This is a genomic window from Brachymonas denitrificans (assembly GCF_907163135.1).
GTDB classification, from domain to species: Bacteria; Pseudomonadota; Gammaproteobacteria; order Burkholderiales; family Burkholderiaceae_C; genus Brachymonas; species Brachymonas denitrificans_A.
The window spans coordinates 2,211,113-2,237,338 of sequence record NZ_CAJQUA010000001.1 but is presented as its reverse complement, the minus strand read 5'-3'; the positions used below and the strand labels follow the sequence as shown (position 1 = coordinate 2,237,338).

The 26,226-nt window shown below is 65.0% G+C and carries 26 protein-coding genes; 18 read left to right on the top strand and 8 right to left on the bottom strand.

Annotated elements, in window-relative coordinates:
* Positions 1-58: 58 nt before the first annotated feature.
* From KKQ75_RS10445 to KKQ75_RS10435, 3 genes are all read right to left on the bottom strand, one after another.
* On the bottom strand, positions 59-1,474 hold the full coding sequence (locus KKQ75_RS10445; RefSeq protein WP_213362091.1) for an alanine/glycine:cation symporter family protein: 1,416 nt from the start codon (positions 1,472-1,474) through the stop codon (positions 59-61).
* Between the two features lie 109 nt (positions 1,475-1,583).
* Positions 1,584-2,711 carry a DNA-processing protein DprA gene (dprA, locus tag KKQ75_RS10440; RefSeq protein WP_213362090.1) on the bottom strand — a complete coding sequence of 376 codons (1,128 nt, stop codon included), beginning with the start codon at positions 2,709-2,711 and terminating at the stop codon, positions 1,584-1,586.
* Positions 2,708-3,217 (bottom strand): hypothetical protein, encoded by a 510-nt coding sequence (locus tag KKQ75_RS10435; protein ID WP_213362089.1) that lies wholly within the window; start codon positions 3,215-3,217, stop codon positions 2,708-2,710. Before KKQ75_RS10435 ends, dprA begins: the two co-directional genes overlap by 4 nt.
* Positions 3,218-3,508: 291 nt before the next feature.
* Here KKQ75_RS10435 and def point away from each other — a divergent pair, with 291 nt between their 5' ends.
* From def to fdxA, 7 genes are all read left to right on the top strand, one after another.
* On the top strand, positions 3,509-4,033 hold the full coding sequence (gene def, locus KKQ75_RS10430) for a peptide deformylase (RefSeq protein WP_213362088.1): 525 nt from the start codon (positions 3,509-3,511) through the stop codon (positions 4,031-4,033).
* Between the two features lie 22 nt (positions 4,034-4,055).
* Positions 4,056-5,066, top strand: coding sequence for a methionyl-tRNA formyltransferase (gene fmt, locus KKQ75_RS10425; protein ID WP_213362086.1), 1,011 nt, complete (start codon positions 4,056-4,058; stop codon positions 5,064-5,066).
* A gap of 3 nt (positions 5,067-5,069) precedes the next feature.
* Entirely contained in the window at positions 5,070-5,894 is an 825-nt protein-coding gene (locus KKQ75_RS10420) for an AzlC family ABC transporter permease (RefSeq protein ID WP_250131067.1), read from the top strand.
* The gene (locus KKQ75_RS10415; protein WP_213362084.1) at positions 5,891-6,247 is read left to right on the top strand and encodes an AzlD domain-containing protein; all 357 of its coding nucleotides are present in this window, start codon (positions 5,891-5,893) and stop codon (positions 6,245-6,247) included. Before KKQ75_RS10420 ends, KKQ75_RS10415 begins: the two co-directional genes overlap by 4 nt.
* Positions 6,248-6,407: 160 nt before the next feature.
* Entirely contained in the window at positions 6,408-7,607 is a 1,200-nt protein-coding gene (locus KKQ75_RS10410) for a branched-chain amino acid ABC transporter substrate-binding protein (protein WP_213362082.1), read from the top strand.
* Between the two features lie 224 nt (positions 7,608-7,831).
* The gene (locus KKQ75_RS10405) at positions 7,832-8,308 is read left to right on the top strand and encodes an RrF2 family transcriptional regulator (RefSeq protein ID WP_213362080.1); all 477 of its coding nucleotides are present in this window, start codon (positions 7,832-7,834) and stop codon (positions 8,306-8,308) included.
* Between the two features lie 35 nt (positions 8,309-8,343).
* Positions 8,344-8,688 (top strand): ferredoxin FdxA, encoded by a 345-nt coding sequence (gene fdxA / locus KKQ75_RS10400; RefSeq protein ID WP_213362079.1) that lies wholly within the window; start codon positions 8,344-8,346, stop codon positions 8,686-8,688.
* Between the two features lie 4 nt (positions 8,689-8,692).
* Here the strand turns inward: fdxA and KKQ75_RS10395 are convergent, their stop codons facing one another.
* The gene (locus tag KKQ75_RS10395; protein ID WP_213362078.1) at positions 8,693-9,172 is read right to left on the bottom strand and encodes a universal stress protein; all 480 of its coding nucleotides are present in this window, start codon (positions 9,170-9,172) and stop codon (positions 8,693-8,695) included.
* A gap of 172 nt (positions 9,173-9,344) precedes the next feature.
* On the opposite strand from KKQ75_RS10395, the gene KKQ75_RS10390 reads away from it, so the two are divergent.
* From KKQ75_RS10390 to fba, 7 genes are all read left to right on the top strand, one after another.
* Positions 9,345-10,538 (top strand): phosphoglycerate kinase, encoded by a 1,194-nt coding sequence (locus KKQ75_RS10390; protein WP_213362077.1) that lies wholly within the window; start codon positions 9,345-9,347, stop codon positions 10,536-10,538.
* Between the two features lie 92 nt (positions 10,539-10,630).
* Positions 10,631-11,239: a TetR/AcrR family transcriptional regulator gene (locus tag KKQ75_RS10385; protein WP_213362076.1), complete on the top strand. Its 609-nt coding sequence runs from the start codon at positions 10,631-10,633 to the stop codon at positions 11,237-11,239.
* Between the two features lie 92 nt (positions 11,240-11,331).
* Complete coding sequence (locus KKQ75_RS10380; RefSeq protein ID WP_213362075.1) at positions 11,332-12,438, top strand: alkene reductase; 1,107 nt, start codon at positions 11,332-11,334, stop codon at positions 12,436-12,438.
* Between the two features lie 33 nt (positions 12,439-12,471).
* A complete protein-coding gene (locus KKQ75_RS10375) occupies positions 12,472-13,515 on the top strand; it encodes an NADP-dependent oxidoreductase (protein WP_213362074.1) in 1,044 nt (347 codons plus the stop codon).
* A 318-nt stretch (positions 13,516-13,833) separates the two neighbouring features.
* Positions 13,834-14,916 (top strand): fatty acid desaturase, encoded by a 1,083-nt coding sequence (locus KKQ75_RS10370; protein WP_349772155.1) that lies wholly within the window; start codon positions 13,834-13,836, stop codon positions 14,914-14,916.
* Between the two features lie 222 nt (positions 14,917-15,138).
* Positions 15,139-16,575 (top strand): pyruvate kinase, encoded by a 1,437-nt coding sequence (pyk, locus tag KKQ75_RS10365; protein ID WP_213362072.1) that lies wholly within the window; start codon positions 15,139-15,141, stop codon positions 16,573-16,575.
* 188 nt (positions 16,576-16,763) lie between these two features.
* Positions 16,764-17,828 carry a class II fructose-bisphosphate aldolase gene (gene fba, locus KKQ75_RS10360; RefSeq protein ID WP_213362070.1) on the top strand — a complete coding sequence of 355 codons (1,065 nt, stop codon included), beginning with the start codon at positions 16,764-16,766 and terminating at the stop codon, positions 17,826-17,828.
* A 152-nt stretch (positions 17,829-17,980) separates the two neighbouring features.
* Here the strand turns inward: fba and KKQ75_RS10355 are convergent, their stop codons facing one another.
* Positions 17,981-19,162 (bottom strand): AAA family ATPase, encoded by a 1,182-nt coding sequence (locus KKQ75_RS10355; RefSeq protein WP_213362069.1) that lies wholly within the window; start codon positions 19,160-19,162, stop codon positions 17,981-17,983.
* A gap of 193 nt (positions 19,163-19,355) precedes the next feature.
* On the opposite strand from KKQ75_RS10355, the gene KKQ75_RS10350 reads away from it, so the two are divergent.
* Positions 19,356-20,138 carry a histidine phosphatase family protein gene (locus KKQ75_RS10350; RefSeq protein WP_213362068.1) on the top strand — a complete coding sequence of 261 codons (783 nt, stop codon included), beginning with the start codon at positions 19,356-19,358 and terminating at the stop codon, positions 20,136-20,138.
* On the top strand, positions 20,113-20,298 hold the full coding sequence (locus tag KKQ75_RS10345) for a hypothetical protein (protein WP_213362832.1): 186 nt from the start codon (positions 20,113-20,115) through the stop codon (positions 20,296-20,298). Before KKQ75_RS10350 ends, KKQ75_RS10345 begins: the two co-directional genes overlap by 26 nt.
* A gap of 18 nt (positions 20,299-20,316) precedes the next feature.
* Here the strand turns inward: KKQ75_RS10345 and KKQ75_RS10340 are convergent, their stop codons facing one another.
* The 3 genes from KKQ75_RS10340 to KKQ75_RS10330 all read right to left on the bottom strand — a co-directional run bounded on the left by KKQ75_RS10340 (position 20,317) and on the right by KKQ75_RS10330 (position 22,651).
* Complete coding sequence (locus tag KKQ75_RS10340) at positions 20,317-21,135, bottom strand: MetQ/NlpA family ABC transporter substrate-binding protein (protein WP_213362067.1); 819 nt, start codon at positions 21,133-21,135, stop codon at positions 20,317-20,319.
* A gap of 53 nt (positions 21,136-21,188) precedes the next feature.
* Positions 21,189-21,830, bottom strand: a complete 642-nt coding sequence (locus tag KKQ75_RS10335; protein WP_213362776.1) for a methionine ABC transporter permease — start codon at positions 21,828-21,830, stop codon at positions 21,189-21,191.
* An 80-nt stretch (positions 21,831-21,910) separates the two neighbouring features.
* Positions 21,911-22,651 (bottom strand): methionine ABC transporter ATP-binding protein, encoded by a 741-nt coding sequence (locus tag KKQ75_RS10330; RefSeq protein WP_213362066.1) that lies wholly within the window; start codon positions 22,649-22,651, stop codon positions 21,911-21,913.
* Between the two features lie 260 nt (positions 22,652-22,911).
* Between KKQ75_RS10330 and KKQ75_RS10325 the strand changes: the two genes are divergently transcribed.
* Complete coding sequence (locus KKQ75_RS10325; protein WP_213362065.1) at positions 22,912-23,820, top strand: phosphoribosylaminoimidazolesuccinocarboxamide synthase; 909 nt, start codon at positions 22,912-22,914, stop codon at positions 23,818-23,820.
* A 48-nt stretch (positions 23,821-23,868) separates the two neighbouring features.
* Positions 23,869-26,133: a CRISPR-associated helicase Cas3' gene (gene cas3 / locus KKQ75_RS10320; protein WP_213362064.1), complete on the top strand. Its 2,265-nt coding sequence runs from the start codon at positions 23,869-23,871 to the stop codon at positions 26,131-26,133.
* Positions 26,134-26,226 lie beyond the last annotated feature (93 nt).

Genomic DNA, 26,226 nt, shown 5'->3' with positions numbered 1-26,226 from the left:
TCGGCAGGGGGGCCTCGCCGCGGCCGGACCGTCCGGCCCGGCCTGCGCGCGACCTGGCTCAGCCGCGGCGCGGCGCCTGCCACATGCCGGGGTCGAGCTGGCCGGCTACTTCCGGCAGATCGCTTGCCTGGAAGTGCGGCAGCTTGCCCTCGCGTTGCTGGGCCAGATACTGGCGCAGCAGCTTCACCACCAGCCCGGACAGCAGCACGATCGCCACCAGGTTGATGCTGGCCATCATGCCCATGGCGGCATCGGCTGCGTCGAACACCACGGCCACCGTCTGTACGGCGCCCCACAGCACCATGCCCAGCGCCAGCAGGCGCAGCGTGGTGATGCCGGCAGGTGTGGCCAGCTTCAGGTAGGTGAGTGCGTTCTCGGCATAGGCGTAGTTGCCGATGATGGAGGTGAAGGCGAAGAAGAAGATGGCCACCGCAATGAAGTAGCGGCCCACGTCGCCGATGTGGGCGGTCATGGCGGCCTGCGTCAGCGCCATGCCGGTCAGGTCGCTGCCCGGCTGCAGCACGCCCGAGAGCAGGATCATCACGGCCGTGGCGGTGCACACCAGCAGCGTGTCGATGAACACGCCCAGCGCCTGCACGAAGCCCTGCGCACACGGGTGATGCGGATTGGGCGTGGCGACGGCGGCGATGTTGGGGGCAGAGCCCATGCCGGCCTCGTTCGAGAACAGGCCGCGCTTGATGCCGTTGAGCATGGCGCCGGCAATGCCGCCGGCGGCCTGCTCGAGGCCGAAGGCGCTCTTGACGATCAGCGCCAGCATGCCGGGCACGTCGTCGTAGTTCACGATCAGCACGTAGACGGCCACCAGCAGATAGGCACCGGCCATGAAAGGCACGATGTATTCGGCCACGCGCGCGATGGTGCGGATGCCGCCAAAGATGATCACGGCAGCCAGCAGGGCCACGGCGCCGCCTGTCACCAGCTTGGGCACCTGGAAGGCCCCCTGCATGGCTTCGGCAATCGAGTTGGACTGCACCGCATTGAACACCAGGCCGAAGGCCAGGATCAGGCACAGCGAGAACAGCGTGGCCGCCCACGGCGCCTTCAGGCCGCGCGCGATGTAGAAGGCCGGGCCGCCGCGCAGCTGGCCGTGCTCGTCACGCACCTTGTACAACTGCGCCAGCGTGCTTTCGGCAAAGGCCGTGGCCATGCCGACCAGCGCCACCATCCACATCCAGAAGATGGCGCCGGGGCCGCCCAGCGCAATGGCGACGGCCACGCCGGCCAGGTTGCCGGTGCCCACGCGCGAAGCCAGGCTGGTGCACAGGGCCTGGAACGGCGTGATGCCGCCGGAATCCTGCTCGGGCGAGCGCAGCACCGAACGGAAGAATTCCGGGAAATGGCGGAACTGGAGGAAGCCCAGCCGCAGGGTGAAGAACAGGCCTACGGCCAGCAGGCCGTAGATGAGGATGTATCCCCAGAAGATGGTGTTGAGAAAACCGATGATGGCGGTCATGTGCTCCCTTTCACTGGGCTTGTGGCTGCAGAAAATGGGGGGACTATAGGGGCAGAGGCCGTTTTTGTCTCAAAAAGCCGTCAAACAAATTTGATAATTTTTCATTTTCTTACGACTGCCCCATGCGCTGGAACAGCCCGCCGGGCAGCCGGCCCACCTGTCCGTCCAGTTCCAGTTCGAGCAGCCGGGCCTGCAGCGCGGCGGTGTCCAGGCCGGTGCGCGCCAGCAGCGCGTCCAGGCTGACCGGGTCGTAGCCGAGCGCGTCCAGCAAGGGATCATCGCTGGCGCGGCAGGCCACTTCGTCGGCGGCATTGCGCCGTACCAGGCCAGGCCGCAGCTCCTCCAGCACATCCTCGGCCGACTCGACCAGCTTGGCGCCCTGGCGGATCAGCGCATGGCAGCCGCGTGACTGCGGCGAGTGGATGGAGCCGGGAATGGCAAACACTTCCTTGCCCTGCTCGCTGGCCTGGCGTGCGGTGATCAGCGAGCCGGACTGCGGCGCCGCCTCCACCACCAGCACGCCATGGCTGAGCCCGGCGATGATGCGGTTGCGCTGCGGGAAATGGTGCGCCAGCGGCGGCGCGCCGAGCGGGCACTCGCTCAGCAGCACGCCGCTCTGGGCAATGCGGTGCGCCAGCTCGCGATGCTGGCGCGGGTAGACGCGGTCCAGCCCGGTGCCGACAACGGCAATGGTCGAAGGGCCGGCGTGCACGACGGCGTCAAAGCCGCTCAGGGCACCCTCGTGGGCGGCCGCATCCACCCCGAGGGCCAGCCCGGAGATCACCGTCCAGCCCAGATCGGCAAAGGCGCGCGCGAACTGGCGCGCATTGATTGCGCCCTGCGGTGTGGGGTTGCGGCTGCCGACCATGGCAATGCCCTGGCTGGCGGCCAGCCGGTCGCACTGGCCGAGCGCATACAGCAGCACCGGCGGATCGGCCATCTGCAGCAGCGAGGCGGGATAGCCGGGGCTGCCCAGCGTGAGCACGCGGCGCTGCAGGCCGTCGTCCGGCTGCTGCAGCCAGGTCCAGGTGGTGTCGATCAGGGCCAGGGTTTCGGGGGCGGGGTTACGCAGCGCTTCGGCCTGCCGGCTGCTGACCACCTGTTCCAGCGCAGGGCGCGACTGTGCCAGGATTTGTTCAGGCAGGCCGAAGGCTGCCAGCAGGCGCCGTGCGCTGTCGGGGCCGATGCCGTCGGCCTGTACCAGTTGCAGCCAGGCTGCCAGTTCTTCGCGGGTCATGGATGGGAACAGGGGAGAGAGGGATGGCGGGCAGTATCCCGCGCAGGGGCGGAGCTGTCCAGCGGCAGCAACAGGTCGCCGGGGCGGATGGCATCGGCAGCCTGCGCGATGGCGAGCAGGGCCTGGGGAGCATCGGCAGACTGGGTGCTGTCGGGAGCGGCTGCCAGTGTGGCAGTGCCAACGGGCTGGACCAGGATGCCTTGCGCGGTGGCCGCAGCCGCTGAGGTGCGCAGCTGTCCAGCTGAAGCGGGCAGGACGCGCAGGATGCGGTAGCGCGCGGTGCCTTCTCCTGCTGCATCGGTCTGGGTGGCGCAGGTACTTTCTGGCGCGATTGCGGCGCCCGGCGCGTGGGTGCCGGCGGCACCTGCCGGTTCGGTGCGAGATGCCGGCCACTGTGCCAGCACCGTGTCACCGACGCCGAGCAGGCTGTGCATCCCGCCGCTGCCGCCCACAATGCGCCCGGCTCCTGCCTGGGTGTGCGCATCGATCCAGAACGGTGCCGGCATGGCCTGCGCCGTCATGGCAGTCAGCAGACACAGACAGGAACATCCCAGGCGGAGCAACGGCCGGCGTGCCTGGAAGTTGCAGAGGTGAAAGGAAATAAAATTAGTCATAAAGAACTAATTATGCGGTATTTTCACGGCATGAAGCCGAACAAGACAACGGCGGCAACCATGTCCCCCATCCGCCTTTGCCGCCAGCCCCGGCGCGCTGCGCCAATTCGCGCGAAAATGGGGCATCCGCGCGCTCCGCGTGACGCTGCTGCATTTCCGAATCCAACCGTTTTCCGCATTCCCATGGCCCAGCTCCCCATCCTCGTCTATCCCGATCCCCGCCTCAACACGGTCGCCAAGCCCGTGGCTGCCGTGGATGACCGCCTGCGCGGCATCATCGCCGACATGTTCGACACCATGTACGAGGCCAAGGGCATCGGCCTGGCCGCCACGCAGGTGGATGTGCACGAGCGCCTGGTGGTGATCGACGTATCCGAAGAACGCAACCAGCGCATGGTGGTGATCAACCCCGAGATCGAGTGGATGAGCGAGGAACGCATCAAGGGCGACGAGGGCTGCCTGTCGGTGCCGGGCATCTACGACGGCGTGGAGCGCGCCGAGCGTGTGCGTGTGCGCGCGCTGGACGAGCACGGCAACAGCCGCGTGATCGAGGCCGAGGGCCTGCTGGCGGTGTGCCTGCAGCACGAGATGGACCATCTGGCCGGCAAGGTGTTTGTCGAATACCTCAGCCCGCTCAAGCGCAACCGCATCAAGACCAAGCTGGCCAAGGCCCAGCGCGAGGCCGAGCGCGACGCGCGCGCCCAGTAATCCCGCACAAGGCAGTCCCGCAATGAAAGTCGTTTTCGCCGGTACGCCGGAGTTTGCCCAGGTCGCGCTCGAGCACCTGCTGGCCGCCGGTTTCGAAGTGCCGCTGGTGCTGACCCAGCCCGACCGGCCGGCCGGCCGCGGCATGAAGCTGCAGGCTTCGCCGGTCAAGCAGACGGCACTGGCGCACAACATCCCGGTGGCGCAGCCGCTCAGCCTGCGTCTGGATGGCAAGTATCCCGACGATGCCGCCGCTGCGCGCGAGGCGCTGCTTGCCGTGCAGCCCGACGTGATGGTGGTGGCCGCCTACGGGCTGATCCTGCCGCAGTGGGTGCTGGATCTGCCGCGCCTGGGCTGCCTCAACATCCACGCCAGCCTGCTGCCGCGCTGGCGCGGCGCCGCGCCCATCCACCGCGCCATCGAGGCGGGCGATGCCGAGACAGGCATTACCATCATGCAGATGGACGCAGGGCTGGACACCGGCGACATGCTGCTGGTGGAGCGCCTGCCAATCGCGCCGGAGGACACCACGGCCACGCTGCACGACAAGCTGGCCGCCCTGGGTGGCCGCCTGATCGTGGAGGCGCTGGAACTGGCGGCCTGCGGCGGCTTGCAGCCGGTCAGGCAGCCGGAGCAGGGCGTGAGCTATGCGCACAAGATCGAAAAGGCCGAAGCGCTGGTCGACTGGAGCCTGCCCGCCGATCAGATCGGCCGCCGCGTGCGTGCCTTCAACCCCTTCCCCGCGGCGCTCACGCATGCGCGCACCCCCGAGGGCAAGAGCGAGCCGGTGAAGATCTGGGGCGCACAGCCTTCCGCCATGGCGGTGCCGGCGGGCGCACGACCCGGGCAGGTGCTGGCGCTGGATGCCAGTGGCATTCACGTCGCTTGTGGAAGCACGCGTCTTGCAGACGAAACCAGCCGCTCTACCCTGTGCCTGACCGAACTGCAACGCGCCGGCGGCAAGCGCCTGCCGGCGGCAGACTGGCTGCGCGGCTTTGCCCTGCCGGTGGGCAGCATTCTCGGCGAACAGGCCTGAACCATGCCATCCACCACCGAAGTGCAGCAGCTGCACGGCGCCACGGTGCCGCGCGACTTCGCACTCGAGCCGCGCGTGCTCTCGCGTGCCATGCTGCGCCAGCGCGCCTTCTGGGAGGGCTCGCGCGCCTACCGTCCGCTCTGGCTCGGCATCGCCTCCTGGGGCCTGATGACCGGGGTGGCCATGACCAACTCCGGCCTGAGCCTGTTCGAGGGCCTGTTGATGACGCTGCTGGTGTTTGCCGGCACCGCGCAACTGGCTGCCATTCCGCTGATCGCCGCGGGCGCGCCGGTGTGGGTGGTGCTGGCCGCGGCCTTCTGCGTGAACCTGCGCTTCGTCGTCTTCAGCGCTCACTTGCGTGACTATGTGCGGCACCTGCCGTTCCGCGAGCGCGTGCTGTTCGGCTATCTCTCGGGCGACATCAACTACGTGCTGTTCGTGCAGCGCTATCCGCATCCGTCCGATGAGCCGCAGCTGCGCGGCGAGCAGATTGCCTGGTACGTGGGCAGCACGGCCACCAACTACGTGGCCTGGTGCACTGCCTGCACGCTGGGCGTGCTGGTGGCGCATGCCTTGCCGCTCTCGTGGGGGCTGGGCTTTGCCGGCACGCTGGCGGTGCTCGGCGTGCTGTGCGCCACGCTGGACAACCGCATGCGCATCCTCGCCACCACGCTGGCCGGCGGCGTGGCCGTGCTGGCCTGGAACCTCCCGCTCAAGCTCAACCTGGTGGCGGCCATCGTGGTGTCGGTGGCGGTCTGTCTGGCGCTGGAATACACGGTGCTGCGCCACAGCTCCGACGAGCGTGATGCACGCGAGGCCCGGCGATGAGCTTTGACACCACCCTGCCGGGCCAGACGGACTGGACCACGCTGCTCATCATCCTGGGGCTGACCGTGGTCACCATCGTCTCGCGCAGCCTGTTTTTCCTCTCCAGTCGCGAGCTGCCCATGCCTCGCTGGTTCCGCCGCGGCCTGCAGTACGCGCCTGCGGCCGCCCTGGCGTCCATCGTGATTCCGGCCATCGTGATGACGCCCGACAACCAGCTCGCCAGCTGGAACGACGCCCGCCTGTATGGCGCGCTGGCCGGTGCCGCCTGGTTCTTCTACCGCCGCAGCGTGATGGGCACCATCCTGGTCGGCATGGCCGTCTACCTGCCGCTGCACCTCGGACTGGGCTGGTAGATGTTGCAGCGAACGATCGTGCCAAATACGGGATTCTGCTGACCTTGCAACATTGAAAAACCCGGTTACACTGCGCTTCCATATTGCTTACGCGGGTGCCGGCCCAGGAGGCTTGGTGTGCGCATGGCAATAGATCCCGATACCCCTTAGGAGACACCCCATGCAACGTTCCCTTTCCCTGAGCCTGAATGTCCTGGCTCTGGCCGCCCTGACTGCTGTCGTCGGCTGTTCCAAGCAGGAGCCGGCTGCCGGCGCCAGCGCCGGTGCCAGTGGCGCCGCCCCCGCTGCAGCGGCTGACGCCGGCGCGGTCGAAGTGCCCTTCGGCACCGTCGGCCCCATCTCCGGCGGCATTGCCCACATCGGCAAGGACGTGGAAAACGGCGTGCGCCTGGCGCTGGACGAGGCGAATGCGGCCGGCGTGAAGATCGGCGGCAAGCCGGTGCACTTCAAGATCGTGGCCGAAGACGATGCCGGCGATCCGAAGCAGGCCACGGCCGTGGCCCAGAAGATGTGCGACTCCAAGGTCGCTGCCGTGGTCGGCCACCTGCAGTCCGGCACCACCATCCCGGCATCCGACGTCTACGCCAAGTGCGGCATCCCGATGATCACCGCCTCGGCTTCCAACCCGGATCTGACCAAGCCCGGCCACAAGAACGTGTTCCGCCTGATCGCCAACGACAATCAGCTGGGTGAAGCCGTGGCCGTGCATGCCGCCAAGAACGGCGTCAAGACCGTGGCCATCGTCGATGACCGTACCGCCTTCGGCCAGGGCCTGGCCGTGGTGTTCAAAAACGCTGCCGACAAGAACGGCATGCAGGTCGTGGCCAACGAGTTCACCACCGACAAGGCCACCGACTTCATGGCCATCCTGACCGCCATCAAGGCCAAGAAGCCCGACGCCATCCTGTTCGGCGGCCTCGACGCCCAGGCCGGCCCGATGCTGCGCCAGATGGGCCAGCTGGGTCTGGACAACGTCAAGCTGTTCGGCGGCGATGCCATCTGTACCGAGAAGCTGCCCGAGCTGTCCTCCAACTCCAAGACCGTGGAGAACGTGATCTGCGCCACCGGCGGCTCTTCCGTGCAGAAGATGGACGGCGGCCCCGACTGGCTCAAGGGCTACGAAGCCAAGTATCCCAAGCAGTTCCAGATCTACAGCCCCTACGCCTATGACGCGGCCCGCGTGCTGATCGAAGCCATGAAGGCAGCCGACTCCACCGATCCGGCCGTGTACCTGTCCAAGCTGGCAGCCACCAACTTCAAGGGCCTGACCGGCGAAATCAGCTTCACCGACAAGGGCGAGCTGCAGAAGCCGGCCGTGACGCTGTACACCTACAAGGACGGCAAGCGCGTCGAAATGTAAGGCTGCAAGCGCGACGCTCCCTGCGGGCGTTGCGTCTGTATTCCTGCGCCGCACGGCGCACCCGTTCCTGGGCCCTGCTGCAGGAACCGTGGTGCACCGGGCGGTTTTTTTTGTGCCCGCAATAACCCGTCCGGCAGGGTGGCCTCCCGTTGACAGGCGGATTGTGCCCAATAAGATATATATGACATGTATCTTTATCCCGTGGATCTTCAGGGGGAGTTGCCATGCGCCTTGCCACCATGACCGATTACGCCTTGCGCCTGCTGATGTACGTGGCGCAGCAGCCGGAGCGCCTGTGCACCATTGCCGAAATTGCGCATGCCTACGGGGTGTCCGAGGCACATCTGATGAAGATCACCCATCAACTCGGTCGCCAGGGCTGGCTGGAGACGGTGCGTGGCAAGGGCGGCGGCATCCGCCTGGCCGTGGCGCCGGACGACATCGGCATCGGAGCTGTGGTGCGCGGCATGGAGCCCGATTTCTACCTGGTGAACTGCCTGACGCAGGACGTGAGCTGCGCCCTGGCCGGCAGTTGCCGCCTGACCGGCATCATGAGCGGCGCCCTGCAGCAGATGCTGGACTATTTCGACGATTACACCCTGACTGACCTGCTGCCGCCCGATCCGGCCGAGTTTCCGGTGCAGCCGCCCGCGCCCTGGCAGCCGCCGCCGGCCATCCGGGTGCGCAACCCCCGGCGCTGACCCGCCTGCGTCCATCGCCCCTGACGGAGAGAGCCATGACCCATGTCGTAACCGAAGCCTGCATCAACTGCAAATACACCGACTGCGTGGACGTCTGTCCGGTGGATGCCTTCCGCGAAGGCAAGAACATGCTGGTGATCGATCCGGACGAGTGCATCGACTGCGCGGTCTGCATCCCGGAGTGCCCCGTGGCCGCCATCTTTCCCGAGGAAGATGTGCCGAAGGACCAGCGCAAGTACATCCCCATCAACGCCGATCTGGCGCGCAAGTGGCCGGTGATTGCGCGCACCCACGCGGCCCTGCCGGATGCGGACGACTGGGCCAAGGTGGAAGAGAAGGCGCAGCTGCTGGACGAGCGCAGCGCCAGGGATCCGGACTGAACGCTCAGGCTTCGTCAGCGGCGTCCTGGCCTTCGATGTCGTAGTCCTCGACTTCCGGCGGCTTCACCAGCAGCACCGGCACGGGCGAGTCCTGCACCAGCTTGCTGGAGGTGGAGCCTTCCAGGGCGGTGCGCACCAGGCCCAGCGCGCGCGAACCCATCACCACCATGTCGCAGCCGTAGGACTCGATCAGTTCCAGGATGGCCGGCACCGGATCGCCGGTGAGCACAGCGGTTTCATACGGCACATTGAAGGATTCGAGCAGCCGGGCGGATGCCGCCATGCTGTCGGCACCGGCTTCGAGCGCCACGTTGGCCAGCATTTCCTGGTCGTCGCGTGCGGTCAGGCGCTCGTAGAACGAGGCGGGCTCCTGCACGTTGGCCAGCACGAACTCGGCCTTCAGACCCTCCTGCACCAGGCGCAGGGCAAAACGGGTTTCATGCAACGACAGGGCGCTGCCATCGACGGGGAGCAGGATCTTCATGGCTTGTTCCTTCCTCAACGGGATTGCGTGCCGAACCGGCGCACGTCACAAGTCCATTGTGCCAGCGTACGGCATCAAAACGGTGCACATTGGCATGCACCGGCCTGCATGCTTCCTATAATCGCCGCAGTCATCCAGTTTTCATGATTTTCTGCCCACACAGGAACCCGCCATGCAATTCATCCGCTTCTCCGATCTTTGTGCCAACGGTCAGGCCAAGGGCAAACGCGTCTTCATCCGTGCCGACCTGAACGTGCCGCAGGACGATAACGGCAACATCACCGAGGACACCCGCATCCGTGCCTCGCTGCCCTGCATCCAGATGGCGCTGGACGCCGGTGCTGCCGTGATGGTCACCTCCCACCTGGGCCGCCCGACCGAAGGCGAGTTCAAGCCGGAAGACTCCCTGTCGCCCGTGGCGGCGCGTCTGTCCGAGCTGCTCGGCCGCGAGGTGGAGCTGGTGAGCAACTGGGTGGACGGCGTGGACGTCGAGCCCGGCCAGGTGGTGCTGCTGGAAAACTGCCGCCTGAACGTGGGCGAGAAGAAGAACAAGCCCGAGCTGGCCGAGAAAATGGCCAAGCTGTGCGACATCTTCGTGCACGATGCCTTCGGTACCGCGCACCGCGCCGAAGGTACCACTTACGGCATCGCCCAGTTCGCCCCGGTGGCCAGCGCCGGCCCGCTGCTGGCCGCCGAAATGGACGCCATCAGCAAGGCCCTGGCCAATCCCAAGCGCCCGCTGATCGCCATCGTGGCCGGCAGCAAGGTCAGCACCAAGCTCACCATCCTGCAGAGCCTGGCCGACAAGGTCGACGGCCTGATCGTGGGTGGCGGCATCGCCAACACCTTCATGCTGGCTTCCGGTCTGCATATCGGCAAGTCGCTGGCCGAGGGCGAGCTGGTGGAAGAAGCGAAGAAGGTGATCGAGGCCATGAAGGCGCGCGGCGCGGAAGTGCCGATCCCGGTGGACGTGGTGACGGCCAAGGAATTCAAGGCCGATGCCAAGGCCGAGGTGAAGGATGCCACCGACGTGGCCGAGGACGACATGATCCTGGACATCGGCCCCAAGACGGCGCAGCTGCTGGCCGACAAGCTCAAGGCCGCCGGCACCATCGTCTGGAACGGCCCGGTCGGCGTGTTCGAGTTCGACCAGTTCGCCCACGGCACCGAAACCATTGCCCGCGCCATTGCAGCCAGCGATGCCTTCAGCATTGCCGGCGGCGGCGACACGCTGGCCGCCATTGCCAAGTACGGCATCGACAAGGACGTGAGCTATATCTCCACCGGCGGCGGCGCCTTCCTGGAAGTGCTGGAAGGCAAGACGCTGCCGGCCTTCGAGATCCTGGCCAAGCGCGCCAACGGCTGACGGACCGCGCGCCCCGGACTGCAAGCCCCCGCCGGGGGCTTTGCTTTTTTCAGGTTCTAGACGACTGGTCTAATTCTGTGTATGCTGCCCCCATGCACAAGGATTACGCCTGCAGCCGTCAGCACATTCTGGATACGGCAGCTCCCATTATTCAAGGCAAAGGCTTTGCCGCCGTCGGGCTGGCCGAGATCCTGCAGGCGGCTGGCGTGCCCAAGGGCTCGTTCTACCATTACTTCAAGTCCAAGGAAGCCTTCGGGCAGGCCCTGCTCGAAAGCTATTTCGACAGCTACCTGTCCCGCCTGCAGGCCATCCTGACCGACTGTCACGGCGGCACGGCTGCGCAGCGCCTGATGCGCTACTGGCAGCTGTGGGTCGAGACGCAATCCGCCGAAGGCACCGAGCACAAGTGCATGGTGGTCAAGCTGGGGGCGGAAGTTTCCGACCTGTCCGACCCCATGCGCCAGGCCCTGGCGCAAGGCACGGCGCAGGTCATCCGGCAGTTGCGCGACTGCGTGGACGAAGGCATCGCCGACGGCTCGCTGCCGGCGGATCTTGACGCGGCGCAGACCGCACAATCTCTCTATGAACTGTGGCTGGGCGCCACCATGCTCACCAAGGTCCGGCGCGACCGCAGTGCCCTGGAAACTGCCTTGCGTACCACGCAGCTGCTGTTGCGGCTGCCGCCTCAGCCCGCGGCATGAACCATGCTGCATGGGCGTGCCATTTTTTATGCCTCTGTTAGACGACCGGTCTACTCATAGTGTTCCCTCTCCCCTCCCAAGAAAGACTTCTCATGACTGATACGAACTCCCGGCGCCCGCACCTGAACAGCCCCACGCAGCTCGGCGCCCTGCACCTGCGCAACCGCGTCGTCATGGCGCCGCTCACGCGCAGCCGGGCCGATGCCGGCGACGTGCCCGGCGCCTTGATGGTGGAGTATTACCGCCAGCGCGCCGGCGCGGGCATGATCATCACCGAGGGCGCCCAGGTCTCGCCCCAGGGCAAGGGCTACCCCGGCACGCCAGGCATCTACAACGCCGAACAGGTGGCCGGCTGGCGCCAGGTCACCGATGCCGTGCATGCGGCGGGCGGCACCGTGGTGCTGCAGCTGTGGCATGTCGGGCGGGCCTCGCATCCCTCGGTACAGCTGAATGCGGCCCTGCCGGTGGCTCCGAGCGCCATCCAGCCCTCCGGCCAGATCTTCACCGAAACCGGCCTGCAGCCCTTCGTGACGCCGCGGGCGCTGGAGGAGTCGGAACTGGCGGGCGTGGTGGACAGCTACCGCACTGCAGCGCGCCATGCGCGTGATGCCGGCTTCGACGGCGTTGAAGTGCACGGCGCCAACGGCTACCTGCTGGACCAGTTCCTGCGCGACGGCTCCAACCAGCGTACCGACGGCTACGGCGGACCAGTGCAGAACCGCGCCCGCCTGCTGCTGGAAGTGGTGGACGCCGTATGCGGCGTCTGGGGTGCGGACCGCGTGGGCGTGCGCCTGTCGCCCAACAACCCGTTCGGCGACATGCGCGACAGTGACCCCATGGCTACCTTCGGCCATGTGATCCGCGCGCTGGACGAGCGCGGCCTGGCCTATCTGCACATGGTCGAGGGCGAGGCCGGGCTGGCCGAAGTCGATCCCAACGTGCCGCATGCTGACATTCTGAGCCTGCGCCAGCTGTGGCACGGTGCCTACCTGGCCAACGACCGCTACACCGGCGAACTGGCCGAAGAAGCACTGGCCAGCGGCTATGCGCAGGCCGTATCGTTCGGCAAGGCCTTCATCGCCAACCCCGACCTGCCGGCGCGCCTGGTGCAGGGCGCGCCGCTCAACACGCCGGACACGTCCACCTTCTATGGCGGTGGCACGAAGGGCTATACCGACTATCCCGCGCTCGCCGCCTGAGTCCCTTGTCCCCTTGATGTGAGGAGAAAACCCATGACCCCCGATTTCCAGCAGCTTCGCAACACGCAAATCCAGCTTGCCTCGCGCCCGGTGGGCGCACCCACGCCCGACAACTTCCGCCAGGTGGACGTTCCGGTCAGCGCACCGGGCGAGGGCGAAGTCCTGATCGAGCACCTGTTCCTGTCGCTTGACCCCTACATGCGGGGCCGCATGAGCGATGCCAAATCCTATGCCGCCCCCACCGCCATCGGCGAGGTCATGCCCGGAGGTACGGTAGGCCGTGTGCTGGCTTCGCGCCACCCGGACTTTCAGGAAGGCGACCTGGTGCAAGGCATGGGCGGCTGGCAGCGCTACAGCCTCTCCGACGGCAAGGGTCTGTTCAAGCTCGATCGCGACATGGCCCAGCCCTCGATGGCGCTGGGCGTGCTGGGCATGCCCGGCTTTACCGGCTACATGGGGCTGCTCGACATCGGCCAGCCCAAGGCGGGTGAAACCGTGGTGGTGGCGGCCGCCAGCGGCGCGGTGGGCAGCGTGGTGGGCCAGATCGCCAGGATCCGCGGCTGCCGCGTGGTCGGCGTGGCGGGCGGCGCAGAGAAGTGCCGCTATGTCACGGAAGAGCTGGGCTTCGACGCCTGCATCGATCACCGGGCTGCAGATTTTGCCGAGCAACTGGCTGCTGCTTGCCCCAACGGCATCGACGTGTATTTCGAGAACGTCGGCGGCAAGGTGTTCGATGCGGTGCTGCCGCTGCTGAACGTGGGCGCCCGGGTGCCGCTATGCGGCCTGATTGCGCAGTACAACGCCACCAGCCTGCCCGCCGGTCCGGACCGCCTGCCGCTGCTGATGGGTACCCTGCTGACGCGCCGCATCCGCATGCAGGGCTTCATCATTTTCGACGACTACGGCGACCGCTACCCGGCGTTTGTGCAGGAGATGGGCCGCTGGGTGCAGGAAGGGCGCGTCAAGTTCCGCGAGGACCGCGTGACCGGTCTGGAGCAGGCGCCCGAGGCCTTCATCGGCATGCTGCAGGGGAACAACTTCGGCAAGCTCGTGGTGCAACTGGGCGACGCACAATAAATGGCACGCTGGTGCTATTGCTACAGCAGAATGCCAAACCCCGGCGGCAGAAGATGCCGCCGGTTGGACATTAACAATCCGGACGGGGCCGCTCTGTACATCATCCGCAGCACAAGTCTTACCCTCCGGTTACGCCTTGGTTTTCCTGTAATACTGGCGTAATCCGGGGGAAATTCATAGAATGTAGCAGCAGTCCTATAGCGGGAAGGGCAGAATTGTGCAAAGCATTCGCCTTTCACGAGCAGGGCTGCGCCCTGCACACTGTTGTGCCTTGTTGTACCGGATATGACTGAGACTACTGCTGTACCCCCCGCCCCGATGCCGATTGGCCCCGGCGAGCCGATGCCGCACCGCAAGGTGATCCGCTCCTGGACCAACCCGTTTGCCCAGCGCGACAACTGGCACGCCTTCGTGCTGCTGGTGCTGGACTACATCCTGTTTTCCGCGCTGGTCGCCGGCGCGGTGCTGTTCGACGCCTGGTGGCTGCAGCTGCTGAGCGGTCTGGCAGCCGGCTTCGTCATCGGCCGCCTGTTCATCATCGGCCATGATGCCTGCCACATGAGCCTCACGCCCAACCGCAAGCTCAACAAGTGGCTGGGCCGCATCGCCTTCATGCCCTCGCTCACCGCCTACAGCCTGTGGGACGTGGGCCACAACGTGGTGCACCACGGTTACACCTGCCTCAAGGGCGTGGACTTTGTCTGGGAACCGCTCACCAAGGAGGAGTTCGACGCCCTGTCGCCCACGCAGCGCCTGCTGCAGCGCATCTACCGCAGCGGCTGGGGCGCCGGCATCTACTACATGATCGAGATCTGGTGGAAGCGGGAATTCTTCCCGAACAAGACGCACATGCCCACCCGCCGTCCGGTCTTCTTCTGGGACAACATCCTGGTGGTGGCGTTCTGGATCGTCTGGGCCGTGGCCATCACGGCGCTGGCGCTGGCCTATGAGCAGCCGGTGTGGCAGGCCTTCCTGTTCGGCATGGCCGCTCCGCTAATGTTCTGGTTCTACATGATCGGCTTCGTGGTGTATGTGCACCACACGCACGAGAAGGTGACCTGGCAGAACGACAAGACGGCCTGGGGCAAGGCGGCACCGTTCGTGTCCACCACCGTGCACCTGACCTTCCCGTTCAAGATCGGCGCCGCCATGCACCACATCATGGAGCACACCGCTCACCACGTGGACATGAGCATCCCGCTGTACCAGCTGAAAAAGGCACAGGCCAAGCTCGAAGAGCTGCTGCCGGGCCGCATCGTGGTGCAGGCCTTCTCCTGGAGGTGGTACTTCGATACTGCGCGCAAGTGCAAGCTGTACGACTTCAAGCAGATGTGCTGGACCGACTTTGCCGGCCGCGCCACCAGTGTGCCGCGCACCGACGTGACGGTGGTGCCGGCCTGATGGTCCGGACCTGACCCCTGCGCCTTGTGCGCACACCGAACCCGCCCGCCTTGCCGCTGGCGGGTTTTTGTTTGTGGGGGCAGACAGCGCTGGTTTGTCGCGGCGGGAGTGCTCTCTTTAGGGATACCCGCCATCAGCATGTCACGCCGATCGTGCAAGAATGGCTATTTGCCCGCGTCGCGGTGATGCGGGATTTCTGTCCAGACTCCGGATTCGCCCACCATGCGCCACCACGCCACCAAGATCGTCGCCACCATCGGCCCCGCATCCAGCACGCCCGAAATGCTGGAGGCAATGATCCAGGCGGGGGTGAGCGTGGTGCGTCTCAACTTCAGCCACGGCACCGCGCAGGACCATATCGACCGCGCCCGCATGGTGCGCGAAGCGGCGCAGAAGGCAGGGCGCGAAGTGGCCATCATGGCCGACCTGCAGGGCCCCAAGATCCGTGTCGGCAAGTTCGCCGAAGGCAAGGTGCAGCTGGAAAGCGGCCAGCCCTTCGTGCTGGATGCGGACCGCACCGAGCCGGGCGACATCGAGGGCGTGGGGCTGGACTACAAGGAGCTGCCGAATGACGTCAAGCCCGGCGACATGCTGCTGCTCAACGACGGTCTGATCACGCTGAAGGTGGATGCCGTGCGCGGACGGGCGGTGCACACCACGGTGGTGGAGGGCGGCGAGCTTTCCAACAACAAGGGCATCAACAAGCAGGGCGGCGGCCTGTCCGCGCCGGCGCTGACCGGCAAGGACATGGAGGACATCAAGACCGCCATGGCGTTCGAGGCCGACTATGTGGCGGTGAGTTTCCCGAAAAGCGCCACCGACATGGAAATGGCGCGCCAGCTCTGCCATGTGGCGGGTGCCGGGTTGGGTCACCGGCCGTTCCTGATCGCCAAGATCGAGCGCGCCGAGGCCATTCCGCGGCTCGAATCCATCCTGCAGGCCAGCGACGGCATCATGGTGGCGCGCGGCGATCTGGCTGTGGAGGTGGGCAATGCGGCCGTGCCGGCGCTGCAGAAGCACATGATCCGCCTCGCCCGCCAGCTCGACAAGGTGGTGATCACGGCCACGCAGATGATGGAGAGCATGATCAGCAACCCCATCCCCACGCGCGCCGAGGTGAGCGATGTGGCCAATGCGGTGCTGGACGGCACCGATGCGGTGATGCTCTCTGCCGAGACGGCGGCCGGCAAGTATCCGCTGCAGACGGTGCGCGAAATGGCGCAGATCTGCGAGGCGGCCGAGCGCTTCGACCCGGCCATGAATACCGACGCAGACTTCACCGGGCAGAACTTCACCCGCATCGACCAGTCGATCGCGCTGGGTGCGCTGTTCACGGCGCAGCATCTGGGTGCCAAGGCGATCGTGGCGCTGACCGAATCGGGTTCCACCGCGCTGTGGATGAGCCGCCATCGCGTCAACATCCCCATCTACGCGCTCACGCCCAAGGTGGCCTCGCAGCGGCGCATGGCGCTGTACCGCAACGTGCAGACCATGCTGATGGACACCCATGCCGACCGCGACACCGTGCTGCACCAGGCCGAACGCCAGCTCAAGGCGGGCGGGGTGCTGCAGAGCGGCGATATCTACGCCATCACCTGCGGCGAGCCGATGGGGGCGCCGGGCGGCACCAACATGCTGAAGATCTGCCGCGCGGCCTGAAGTGTGCGGGCTGCCCGGTGCAGCTTGCGCCAGCGCAAGGGGCGCGCACTTGTCCCTGCTGCGCCCTGCGACAAGGGTGCCCGAATCGCCCCGGCAGGCTAAAATGGCGCAAATTTCATCGCAATGACATCCAGGCCTGCCCCGGAGGGCGGGTTGTATCGCTTTTCAACTTCTGAGGGGACTCTTCCATGGCACTCGTTTCCATGCGCGAACTGCTGGACCACGCCGCCGAAAACGGTTACGGCATCCCGGCTTTCAACGTCAACAACCTGGAGCAGGTGCAGGCCGTGATGTCTGCCGCCGATGAAGTCGGCGCACCCGTGATCCTGCAGGCCAGCGCAGGCGCGCGCAAGTATGCCGGCGAGCACTTCATCAAGTACCTGATCCAGGCCGCCGCCGAAGCCTATCCCCACATTCCGCTGGTGATGCACCAGGACCACGGCACCAGCCCCGCCATCTGCCAGGGCGCGCTCGATCTGGGCTTCGGCTCCGTGATGATGGACGGCTCGCTGCGTGAAGACGGCAAGACCCCCGCCGATTTCGCCTACAACGTGGACGTGACCAAGCAGGTCGTGGCCATGGCGCACAAGATCGGCGCCACCGTCGAGGGCGAATTGGGCTGCCTGGGCAGCCTGGAAACCGGTGAAGCGGGTGAGGAAGACGGCGTGGGCGCCGTCGGCAAGCTGGACCACAGCCAGATGCTGACCGACCCCGAGGAAGCCGCCCAGTTCGTGGCCGCCACTCAGCTGGACGCACTGGCCATCGCCATCGGCACCAGCCACGGCGCCTACAAGTTCACCCGTCCGCCCACGGGCGACGTGCTGGCCATCAGCCGCGTGAAGGAAATCAACGCCCGCATCCCCAACACGCACCTGGTGATGCACGGCTCCTCCAGCGTGCCGCAGGACCTGCTGGACATCATCAACCAGTACGGCGGTGCCATGAAGCAGACCTACGGCGTGCCGGTGAAGGAAATCCAGGAAGCCATCAAGTACGGCGTGCGCAAGATCAACATCGACACCGACATCCGCATGGCGATGACCGGTGCGGTGCGCAAGTTCATGCACGAGAACCCCTCCAAGTTCGACATGCGCGAATGGATGAAGCCGGCGCGTGAAGCCGCCAAGGCCGTGTGCAAGCAGCGTTATCTGGAATTCGGCTGCGAAGGCCAGGGCGCAAAGATCAAGGGCATCCCGATGAGCGTGATGGCCGAGAAATACGCCAGGGGCGAGCTGGCGCAGCAGGTGCGCTGAGCGGTGGGGGGCGCCGCCTGACGGCGCTTGCTGCTGAACAAAAAAGTGCCACCGGAGACTCGGGAGAGTCTTGCGGTGGCTTTTTTTCGTGTGGCCGCGTTCCAGCGCAGGAAGGCGATGAACCATTCAGTCCGGACTGATGGCGGGCTTTTTCATGTGGGCAAGCGCCCCTGCACCGCCCGGCTTTCCTTCCACGCCTGGTGCACGAACGGATCGGTGATCGCATACAGCCCGTGCGCCTTGCGCAGCACGATGTTTTCATCGAGCATGGCATTGATGGTGGGCTGCACCTCTTCCATGCGCACGGGGCGGTGCAGGTGTTCGCCATAGGCAGTCAGGGCATCGGGCGTGAACAGGCCCTTGGATTCGCCGGCTTCGGTGGCGGCGATGCGGGCAAAGATGGCTTCTGCCAGGCCGCCCAGGCTCTCGAGCCGGCGCAGCTCCTCGCCGGCCAGGGCATTGCGCAGGGTGGAGGCCACTACCGAAAACACCTCGTCCGGCTTGAGTTGCGGCTGCTCCTGCAGCGCCACCAGTTGCTGGCGCAGCGCGCGCAGCATTTCCTCGGGGCGCTGGCCCAGCGTCTGGAAGGCGTGCCAGGCCACCTCGGGCGAGGGCATCTGTGCGCCCAAGCCGCCATCGGCGGCCTGTTGCAGCAGGTGCTCCACATAATCGCGCCCCAGCAAGGGAAACGGCACGCTCACGGCACCCGCAAAAGCCTGATTGCGCCGCGCCGTCAGTTCGTTGACCATGGCGCGGTGCGAGCCGGTGCCCACGAAGTAGAAACGCCCGCGCGATTGCGGATTCTGGTTGATGGCATCACGCGCGGCCTTGAGCGCCAGCAGCAGGCCGTGGCCGTTTTCGGAGGTGATGGCATGCTGCACCTCGTCGATGATCAGCACCACATCGGTCTGTGCCTGCTCCACGATGGCGGCAATGGCCTGCGCCAGTGTGGTGCCGTCTTCCTTGCCCAGGCTGTCGAGCGAGAAGCCGAACTTGAAGCCCAGCGCACCGACTTCGGCCCCCTTCACGCGCGCCAGCGTCTTGCGCATGCGCGAGCCCTGGTTCTGCAATTCGGCCAGCGCCTGCCGCACGGCGGCGTGCACCAGCGAGGAGGGCGAAGCCTGCACGTCGCTCCACAGGTCCACATAAATCACCAGCGCGCCCATGCTCTCCAGCGCGGGGATCAGGTCGTGCTGCAGAAAGGTGGTCTTGCCGGTGCGGCGCTGGCCGGAGAGGAACAGGCCGGATTGCAAGGACGCATCCAGCGGGCCGGGGCGCAGCAGCTGTGTGGCCATCTGGCGGCCAAGGTCGGGGCGAGGGTAGACGCTGGACATGGCGATTTACCAAAAATTATGAAATTCGAATAATTATATGGATTGCATAAAAATTTTAATAGCCCTCATGGAAAACCAGAGCCGCCGGGAAAATCCCCAATGAAACCTCCGTGCAGAGCATGCACAGTGGATGGTGTCCTACCTTTGCCGGTGCGCGTTCTGCGTACAGTCTGGCCTGTTGTCCATTCCCGCCATGCTGCCTGTGTCGATCTTCAAGCCTTCCTCTCCTGCGCCCAGCGTGCTCTGGGTGGTGCGCCACGGCCAGAGCGCCGGCAACGTGGCCAGCGATCTGGCCAACTCGCGCCAGCTGCCCATGCTCGATATCGGCACGCGCGACATGGACACGCCGCTATCGTTGCTCGGAGAGCGCCAGGCCGATGCGCTCGGGTACTGGTTCAGTACGCTGCCACCGGAGGAACAGCCGGATGTGCTGTTGTGCTCGCCCTATCTGCGCGCTGCAGAAACGGCGCGCCGCATGCTGCAGGTGAGCGAGATGCCGACCACGCTGCGCATGGACGAGCGCCTGCGCGAAAAGGAGTTCGGCGTGCTCGACCGCTACACGCGCTTCGGCATTCAGCAGAAGTTTCCGGACCTGTTCGAGCAGCGCGCCCAGGTGGGCAAATTCTATTTCCGGCCGCCTGGCGGTGAGAGCTGGTGCGATGTGATCCTGCGCCTGCGCAGTTTCATGGAGATGACGGCGCGCGAATACGATGGCCAGCGCGTGCTGGTGGTGGGCCACCAGGTGATCGTGAGCTGCCTGCGCTATCTGCTGGAAGGGCTGGCCGAACAGGAGATTCTGGCGATCGACCGAGAAGGCGATGTGCCCAATTGCGGCGTGACGTCGTACCACTTCCATGCGGAGGGGTTCCGCGACGGCAAGCTCATGCCGCGGCTGGTGAACTTCACGGCGCCGCTGGAGCAGGCCGGCACGCCGGTGACGGCCGCCAAGGATGTGCCAGTGGCTCCCAAGGCGTAAGCCATCAGGGCGACCTGATGGCTTCCCCAACGCCAAGGCCAAGGCCCAGGCAGCGCAAGGCAAGGTGCCGGGCCGCACCGTGGGCCCGGTGGGCTATCTGGCGCGGGAACTCTCGCACGAGTTTCCTGCGCTGCTCAAGGAGCTGCAGACCGGGGGCTGAATCATGCCCCGGGCGGGCTTATTTGCCCCACACCTGCGGCAGCTTGTAGCCGGGGAAGCGCTTGACGGCATAGGCCTTGAACGCGGGCGACTGGTAGGCGGCAATCACGTCGCGCGCCCAGGGCTTGTTCACGTCAGCCGTCCTGATCACGCCCACGTTCACATAGGCGTTGCTCTTTTCCTGGTACAGCGCCGTGGTCAGCTTGATGCCGCTGCTCACCGCATAGTTGCCGTTGATCACGGCAAAGTCCACATCGGCGCGCGAACGCGGCAGCTGGGCCGCTTCCAGCGGGCGCAGCACCAGCTTGCGCGGGTTGGCGGCAATATCGCGCTCGGAAGCCGTCACCGGGTTGATGCCGGGTTTGAGCGAAATCCAGCCCAGATCGGCCAGCATCACCAGCGCGCGTGCCAGGTTGCTGGGGTCATTCGGCAGGCTGACGGAGCTGCCCGGCTTCACGTCGGCCAGTGCCTGGCGCTTGCCGGCGTAGATGCCCAGCGGGGCCGTCGGTACCTGGAATACCGGCGTCAGGTGCAGCTTGTGCTGGGCGCTGAATTTGTCCAGATAAGGGCGGTGCTGGAACACGTTCAGGTCCAGCGAGCCCTCCTGCAGCGCCAGGTTGGGGCGCACGTAGTCGGTGAACTCGACCAGCTTGACCTTGTAGCCCTGCTTCTCGAGGAGCGGGCGGATGCTCTGCCTGACCTGGTCGCCGAAGTCGCCGACGGTGGTACCGATGACGATCTGCTGCTTGGCCGGATCGGCTGCAAGAACGGCGCCGCTGGCCGCCAGGGCCGTGGCGAGCAGGGCGGACTGGATCAGGATGCGCTTGGATTGCTGCATGGGATTCTCTCTTTCTTTGTGGGAAATGGACGAAAAAAACGGGGATGGGCGCTTCAGCGCTTGTCGAGCCGGGCGGCGGCGTAGTTGCCGGCCAGCTGGATGAGTTGCACCAGCACGATCAGCAACAGCGACATGGCCACCAGCACCACTGTGTCGTAACGCTGGTAGCCGTAGCGGATGGCCAGATCGCCAATGCCGCCGCCGCCCACCACGCCGGCCACGGCCGAGTAGCTCAGGAAGCTGATGGTGAGAATGGTGAAGCCCGCAATCAGGCCGGCGCGTGCCTCCACCAGCAGCACCTTCACGATGATCTGCAGCGGGCTGGCACCCATGGCCTGCGCTGCCTCCAGCACGCCGCGCGGAATCTCGCGCAGCGACTGCTCGGCCAGCCGGGCAAAGTAGGGGATGGCGGCAAACGACAGCGGCACGGCGGCGGCTAGCGGGCCGATCGAGGTGCCCGCCACCATGCGGGTGAAGCCGCTCAACACCACCATCAGGATGATGAAGGGGAAGGAGCGCACCAGGTTCACCACCCAGCTCAGCAGGCCATGCAGCCAGCGGTTGTCGGCCATGTTGCCGCGGCGCGTGAGATAGAGCAGCACGCCCAGCGGCAGCCCGAACAGCAGCGCCGCACCCAGACCGATGCCCAGCATCAGCGCGGTCTCGATGGCGGCCTGCACGATCTCGTCCTGCATGTCGGCCAGATGTTCCCAGGCGCCGGCCCAGGTGATGGGCGTCTCTTCGTCCAGGGTGCCAATTACTTCGTCTTCCATGCTCATGCCTCCTCGAGCAGTGCGCGCGTTTGCGGATGGTGGGTAGTGATGTCGCGGTCCTGCACCTCCACCACATCGACGACGCGGCCGGCCGACAGCACGGCGGCCCGCTGGCACAACGCACGCACCACCTGCATCTCGTGCGTGACGATGACGATGGTGACGCCGAAGCGCTGGTTGATGTCCTTCAGGCAGTCGAGCACGGACTGGGTGGTCTGCGGATCCAGCGCGGACGTGGGTTCGTCAGCCAGGATGACGGCGGGATGCGGCGCCAGCGCGCGCGCGATGCCCACACGCTGCTTCTGTCCGCCCGAGAGCTGGGCCGGATAGTGCTGCGCGCGCTCGGTAAGGCCCACGATCTCCAGGCATTCGGCCACGCGGGCGCGGATGCGTTCGGCGCTCCAGCCGGCGACTTCCAGCGGAAACGCCACATTGCCCGCCACGGTGCGGTTGGCCATCAGGTTGAACTGCTGGAACACCATGCCGATCTTCTGGCGCATCTGGCGCAGGGCACGGGCATCGAGCTGCATCAGATCCTGCCCGTCGATGCGCACGTGGCCGGCATCGGGCCGCTCCAGCAGATTGATCAGGCGCAGCAAGGTGGACTTGCCCGCGCCCGACTGGCCGATCAGGCCGAAAATCTCGCCTTGCGCAATGCGCAGGCTGGTGGGATGTACCGCATCGAACCATCCACCGCCCTGTGGGGCCGGATAGCGCTTGCGTACCGATTCCAGTTCAATCATTTGCCGACTTCTTGGTGTGCAGGAGCCGGCTTGCGGCCGGCCAAACGGACTATGGGGTAAACCCGGAGTTGGGATTATGGGCCGGACGGAAAGTTATATGCTTATTTTTGTATAAAAATTTTTTTCTTATGCTTTTTAAAGAAATTGCATAAGGCTTGTACGAGCGCTTCAACGTGCCCTGCCACGGAGGCTTGCGGGGGGTGTGGCGGCATAAAATAGGACAGCCCGATTTTTCTCCTCCCTGCGAAGGAAACGCCCGCATGAGCAACGCACTCCACACCTCTTCCATCACCTCGCTGCCGCTGCTGGCCCGCGGCAAGGTGCGCGACAACTACGCCGTGGGCGACGACCGCATCCTGATGGTGGCCAGCGACCGCATCAGCGCGTTCGACGTCATCATGGGCGAGCCGATTCCCGGCAAGGGCGCGCTGCTCACGCAGATGGCGCTGTTCTGGTTTGACAAGCTCAAGGACATCGTGCCCAACCACCTGACCGGCGACGCCCCCGAAAGCGTGGTGGCCCCCGAGGAAGTGGCCCAGGTGCAGGGCCGCAGCATGCTGGTGAAGCGCCTCAAGCCCCTGCCGGTGGAGGCTGTGGTGCGCGGCTACCTGGCCGGCAGCGGCTGGGCCGAGTACCAGCAAAGCCGCAGCGTGTGCGGCGTGCCCCTGCCCGAAGGCCTGAGCAATGCTTCCAAATTGCCCGAGCCGATCTTTACCCCGGCAGCCAAGGCCGAAGTGGGCGAGCATGACGAGAACATCAGCTACGAGCAGGTGGAAAAAACCATCGGCCCGGAACTGGCGGCGCAGATGCGCGACGTGAGCATTGCGCTGTACAAGGCCGCGGCCGACTATGCGCTGACCAAGGGCATCATCATCGCCGACACCAAGTTCGAATTTGGCCTGGATGCCGACGGCAAGCTGACCCTGATGGACGAAGTGCTGACGCCCGACAGCTCGCGCTACTGGCCGCTGGATGGCTACGAGGCGGCGTACAAGGCAGGCAAGAATCCGCCGAGCTATGACAAGCAGTACCTGCGCGACTGGCTGGAGACTGCGCAGGTGGATGGCAAGCCGTGGGGCAAGACGGCGCCTGCGCCGGTGTTGCCGCAGGAGGTGCAGGAGGGGACCAGTGCGAAGTATCGGGAGGCGTTGGAGAGGTTGACGCGCTGAACCTTGTTCTGACAGAGCCCATCAATAACGGCGCCGTGGAGGTTGGGGATGGACGGGATGTCAGGGCGGTTTTTTGCGCACTCCACTCAAAATCAGGATCAAAGCGATTGGCAGTCACTCCAGGAGCACTTGTCTCAAGTAGCGGAGCTTGCCGGGAGATTTGCAGATCAGTTTGGCTCTCGTCCTTTGGGACATACAGCCGGCTTGCTGCATGACGTGGGAAAGTATTGCCTGTCGTTTCAGCAGAAGCTGCAGGGGGAAGCATTGCGGGTAGATCATTCCACCCGTGGGGCGCAGATTGCTGCCTCCCGATATGGCCCGTTGGGGCAGCTATTGGCTTATGGCATTGCGGGACACCATGCGGGCTTGGCCAATGGCGGTGAATCAGAAGGTGAACGGACTCCACTGCAATACCGACTGAAAGCCGGCGATCTACCGACGTTGGATCCCCGTTGGGAGCAGGAAATCAGCCTTCCCGTCAAGCTGGCCCTGCCTGCATTTCGCGCACACAGCACAGCACGCGGAAATTTTCAGCTGAGCTTTCTGACGCGCATGGTCTTTTCATGCCTGGTTGATGCGGATTTTCTCGATACCGAGCGCTTCTATCAGAGCTGTGCAATAGAGAATTGGAATAGCCCCAGGGATCGGGCAATGCCGACCTTGGCTGCATTGCGCGATCAGCTAGAGACCTACCTCGCAGGATTCCAGAGTAATTCTGATGTAAACCAGTTGCGTGCGGAAATCCTGGCGCAAGTACGCGCTAATGCGAAGCTGGACCGCGGCTTGTTTTCGCTGACGGTACCCACAGGCGGGGGGAAAACATTGGCTTCTCTGGCCTTCGCATTGGATCATGCGATTGAACACGGCTTGCGTCGCGTCATTGTCGTAATACCGTTCACCAGCATTGTCGAGCAGACTGCGCGGGTCTTTCGCAAGGCTCTGGGTGCGCAGGGTGAGGCGGCAGTCCTGGAGCATCACAGTGCGTTCGTAGCGGAAAAAACTCCGCGTAATGATCCCGATCGCTATGAAGCAACTGAAAAGCTGCGCCTGGCGATGGAGAACTGGGATGCGCCTATTGTGGTCACAACGGCTGTCCAATTCTTTGAGAGCCTGTTTGCAGCGCGGCCGGCGCAGTGTCGCAAGCTGCACGCCATAGCAGGTAGTGTGGTTGTGCTGGATGAAGCCCAAACCATGCCGTTGAAGCTGTTGCGCCCGTGCGTGGCTGCCATCGACGAGCTGGCGCGGAACTACCGCACCAGCGTGGTGTTATGTACCGCCACACAGCCCGCTCTAGAAGCCCCCGATTTTGAAGGGGGGTTGGAAAAGGAAAGTGTCCGTGAACTAGCGCCTGCGCCCACCAAGCTATTTCAAGCTCTGGAGCGTGTCCATGTGCGTCATGTGGGCATGTTGAGCGATGAAGCGCTCGCTGCCGAGATGCGAGCGCGCGATCAGGTTCTGTGCATTGTGAATAACAGGCGCCATGCACGCGCAGTGTACGAGGCCATGAATGACCTGCCTGGAGCAAGACACCTCACCACGCTGATGTGCGCCAAGCACCGTAGCGAGGTATTGAGTGAGGTAAGGCAGTTGCTGAAGGAAGGGAAGCCTTGCAGACTGGTATCGACCTCATTGATCGAAGCGGGGGTGGACGTCGATTTTCCCACTGTGTTACGGGCAGAGGCAGGCCTGGATTCCATTGCACAGGCCGCGGGTCGTTGTAACCGGGAGGGCAAGCGCGCCTTGGCGGAAAGTGAGGTACTTGTTTTCATCACAGAAAACGAAGAATGGGCACCGCCTCCGGAATTGAAGCGTTACGCGCAGGTCGCGCGTGAAGTCATGCGCGAAATTGGTGAGGAAAGCCCGCTGTCTCCCCAATCCATCCGGCGCTATTTCGAGTTGTTGTATTGGCAGAAGGGCAGTAAGGCGCTTGATTTGCCCGACCTGTTGGGGTTGCTGAAAGAAAGTCGAGTGGATAGCCTGCCGTTCGAAACCCTGGAGGCCAAGTTCCGCCTGATTGATAGTGTGCAAAGGCCGGTCATCGTGCCGTATGACGATACGGCCAAGAAGCTGCTGCGTGACTTGGAGTTTGCTGAAGGATGTGGCGGGATTGCCCGGCAACTGCAGCCATACCTGGTGCAATTGCCCCAAAGAGGGTTTGATGCGCTGTTCAAGGCGGGCGCGGTGCAGGCTGTAGCGTTCGAAAAGTGGGGTGACCAGTTCATGGCACTGGTCAACCAAGAAATTTATGACCACAGTGTCGGCCTGGGATGGGATGACCCGACCTTCATGGAAACGACAAGCACAATAATTTAATTCAATATCTAAGAAGGGCGCCAAAAGACGCTATAAATTAAGTTCGTTGAAAACCAAAGCAATGTGTTGGAGCTATCGAGAGGGCCAAGTCTC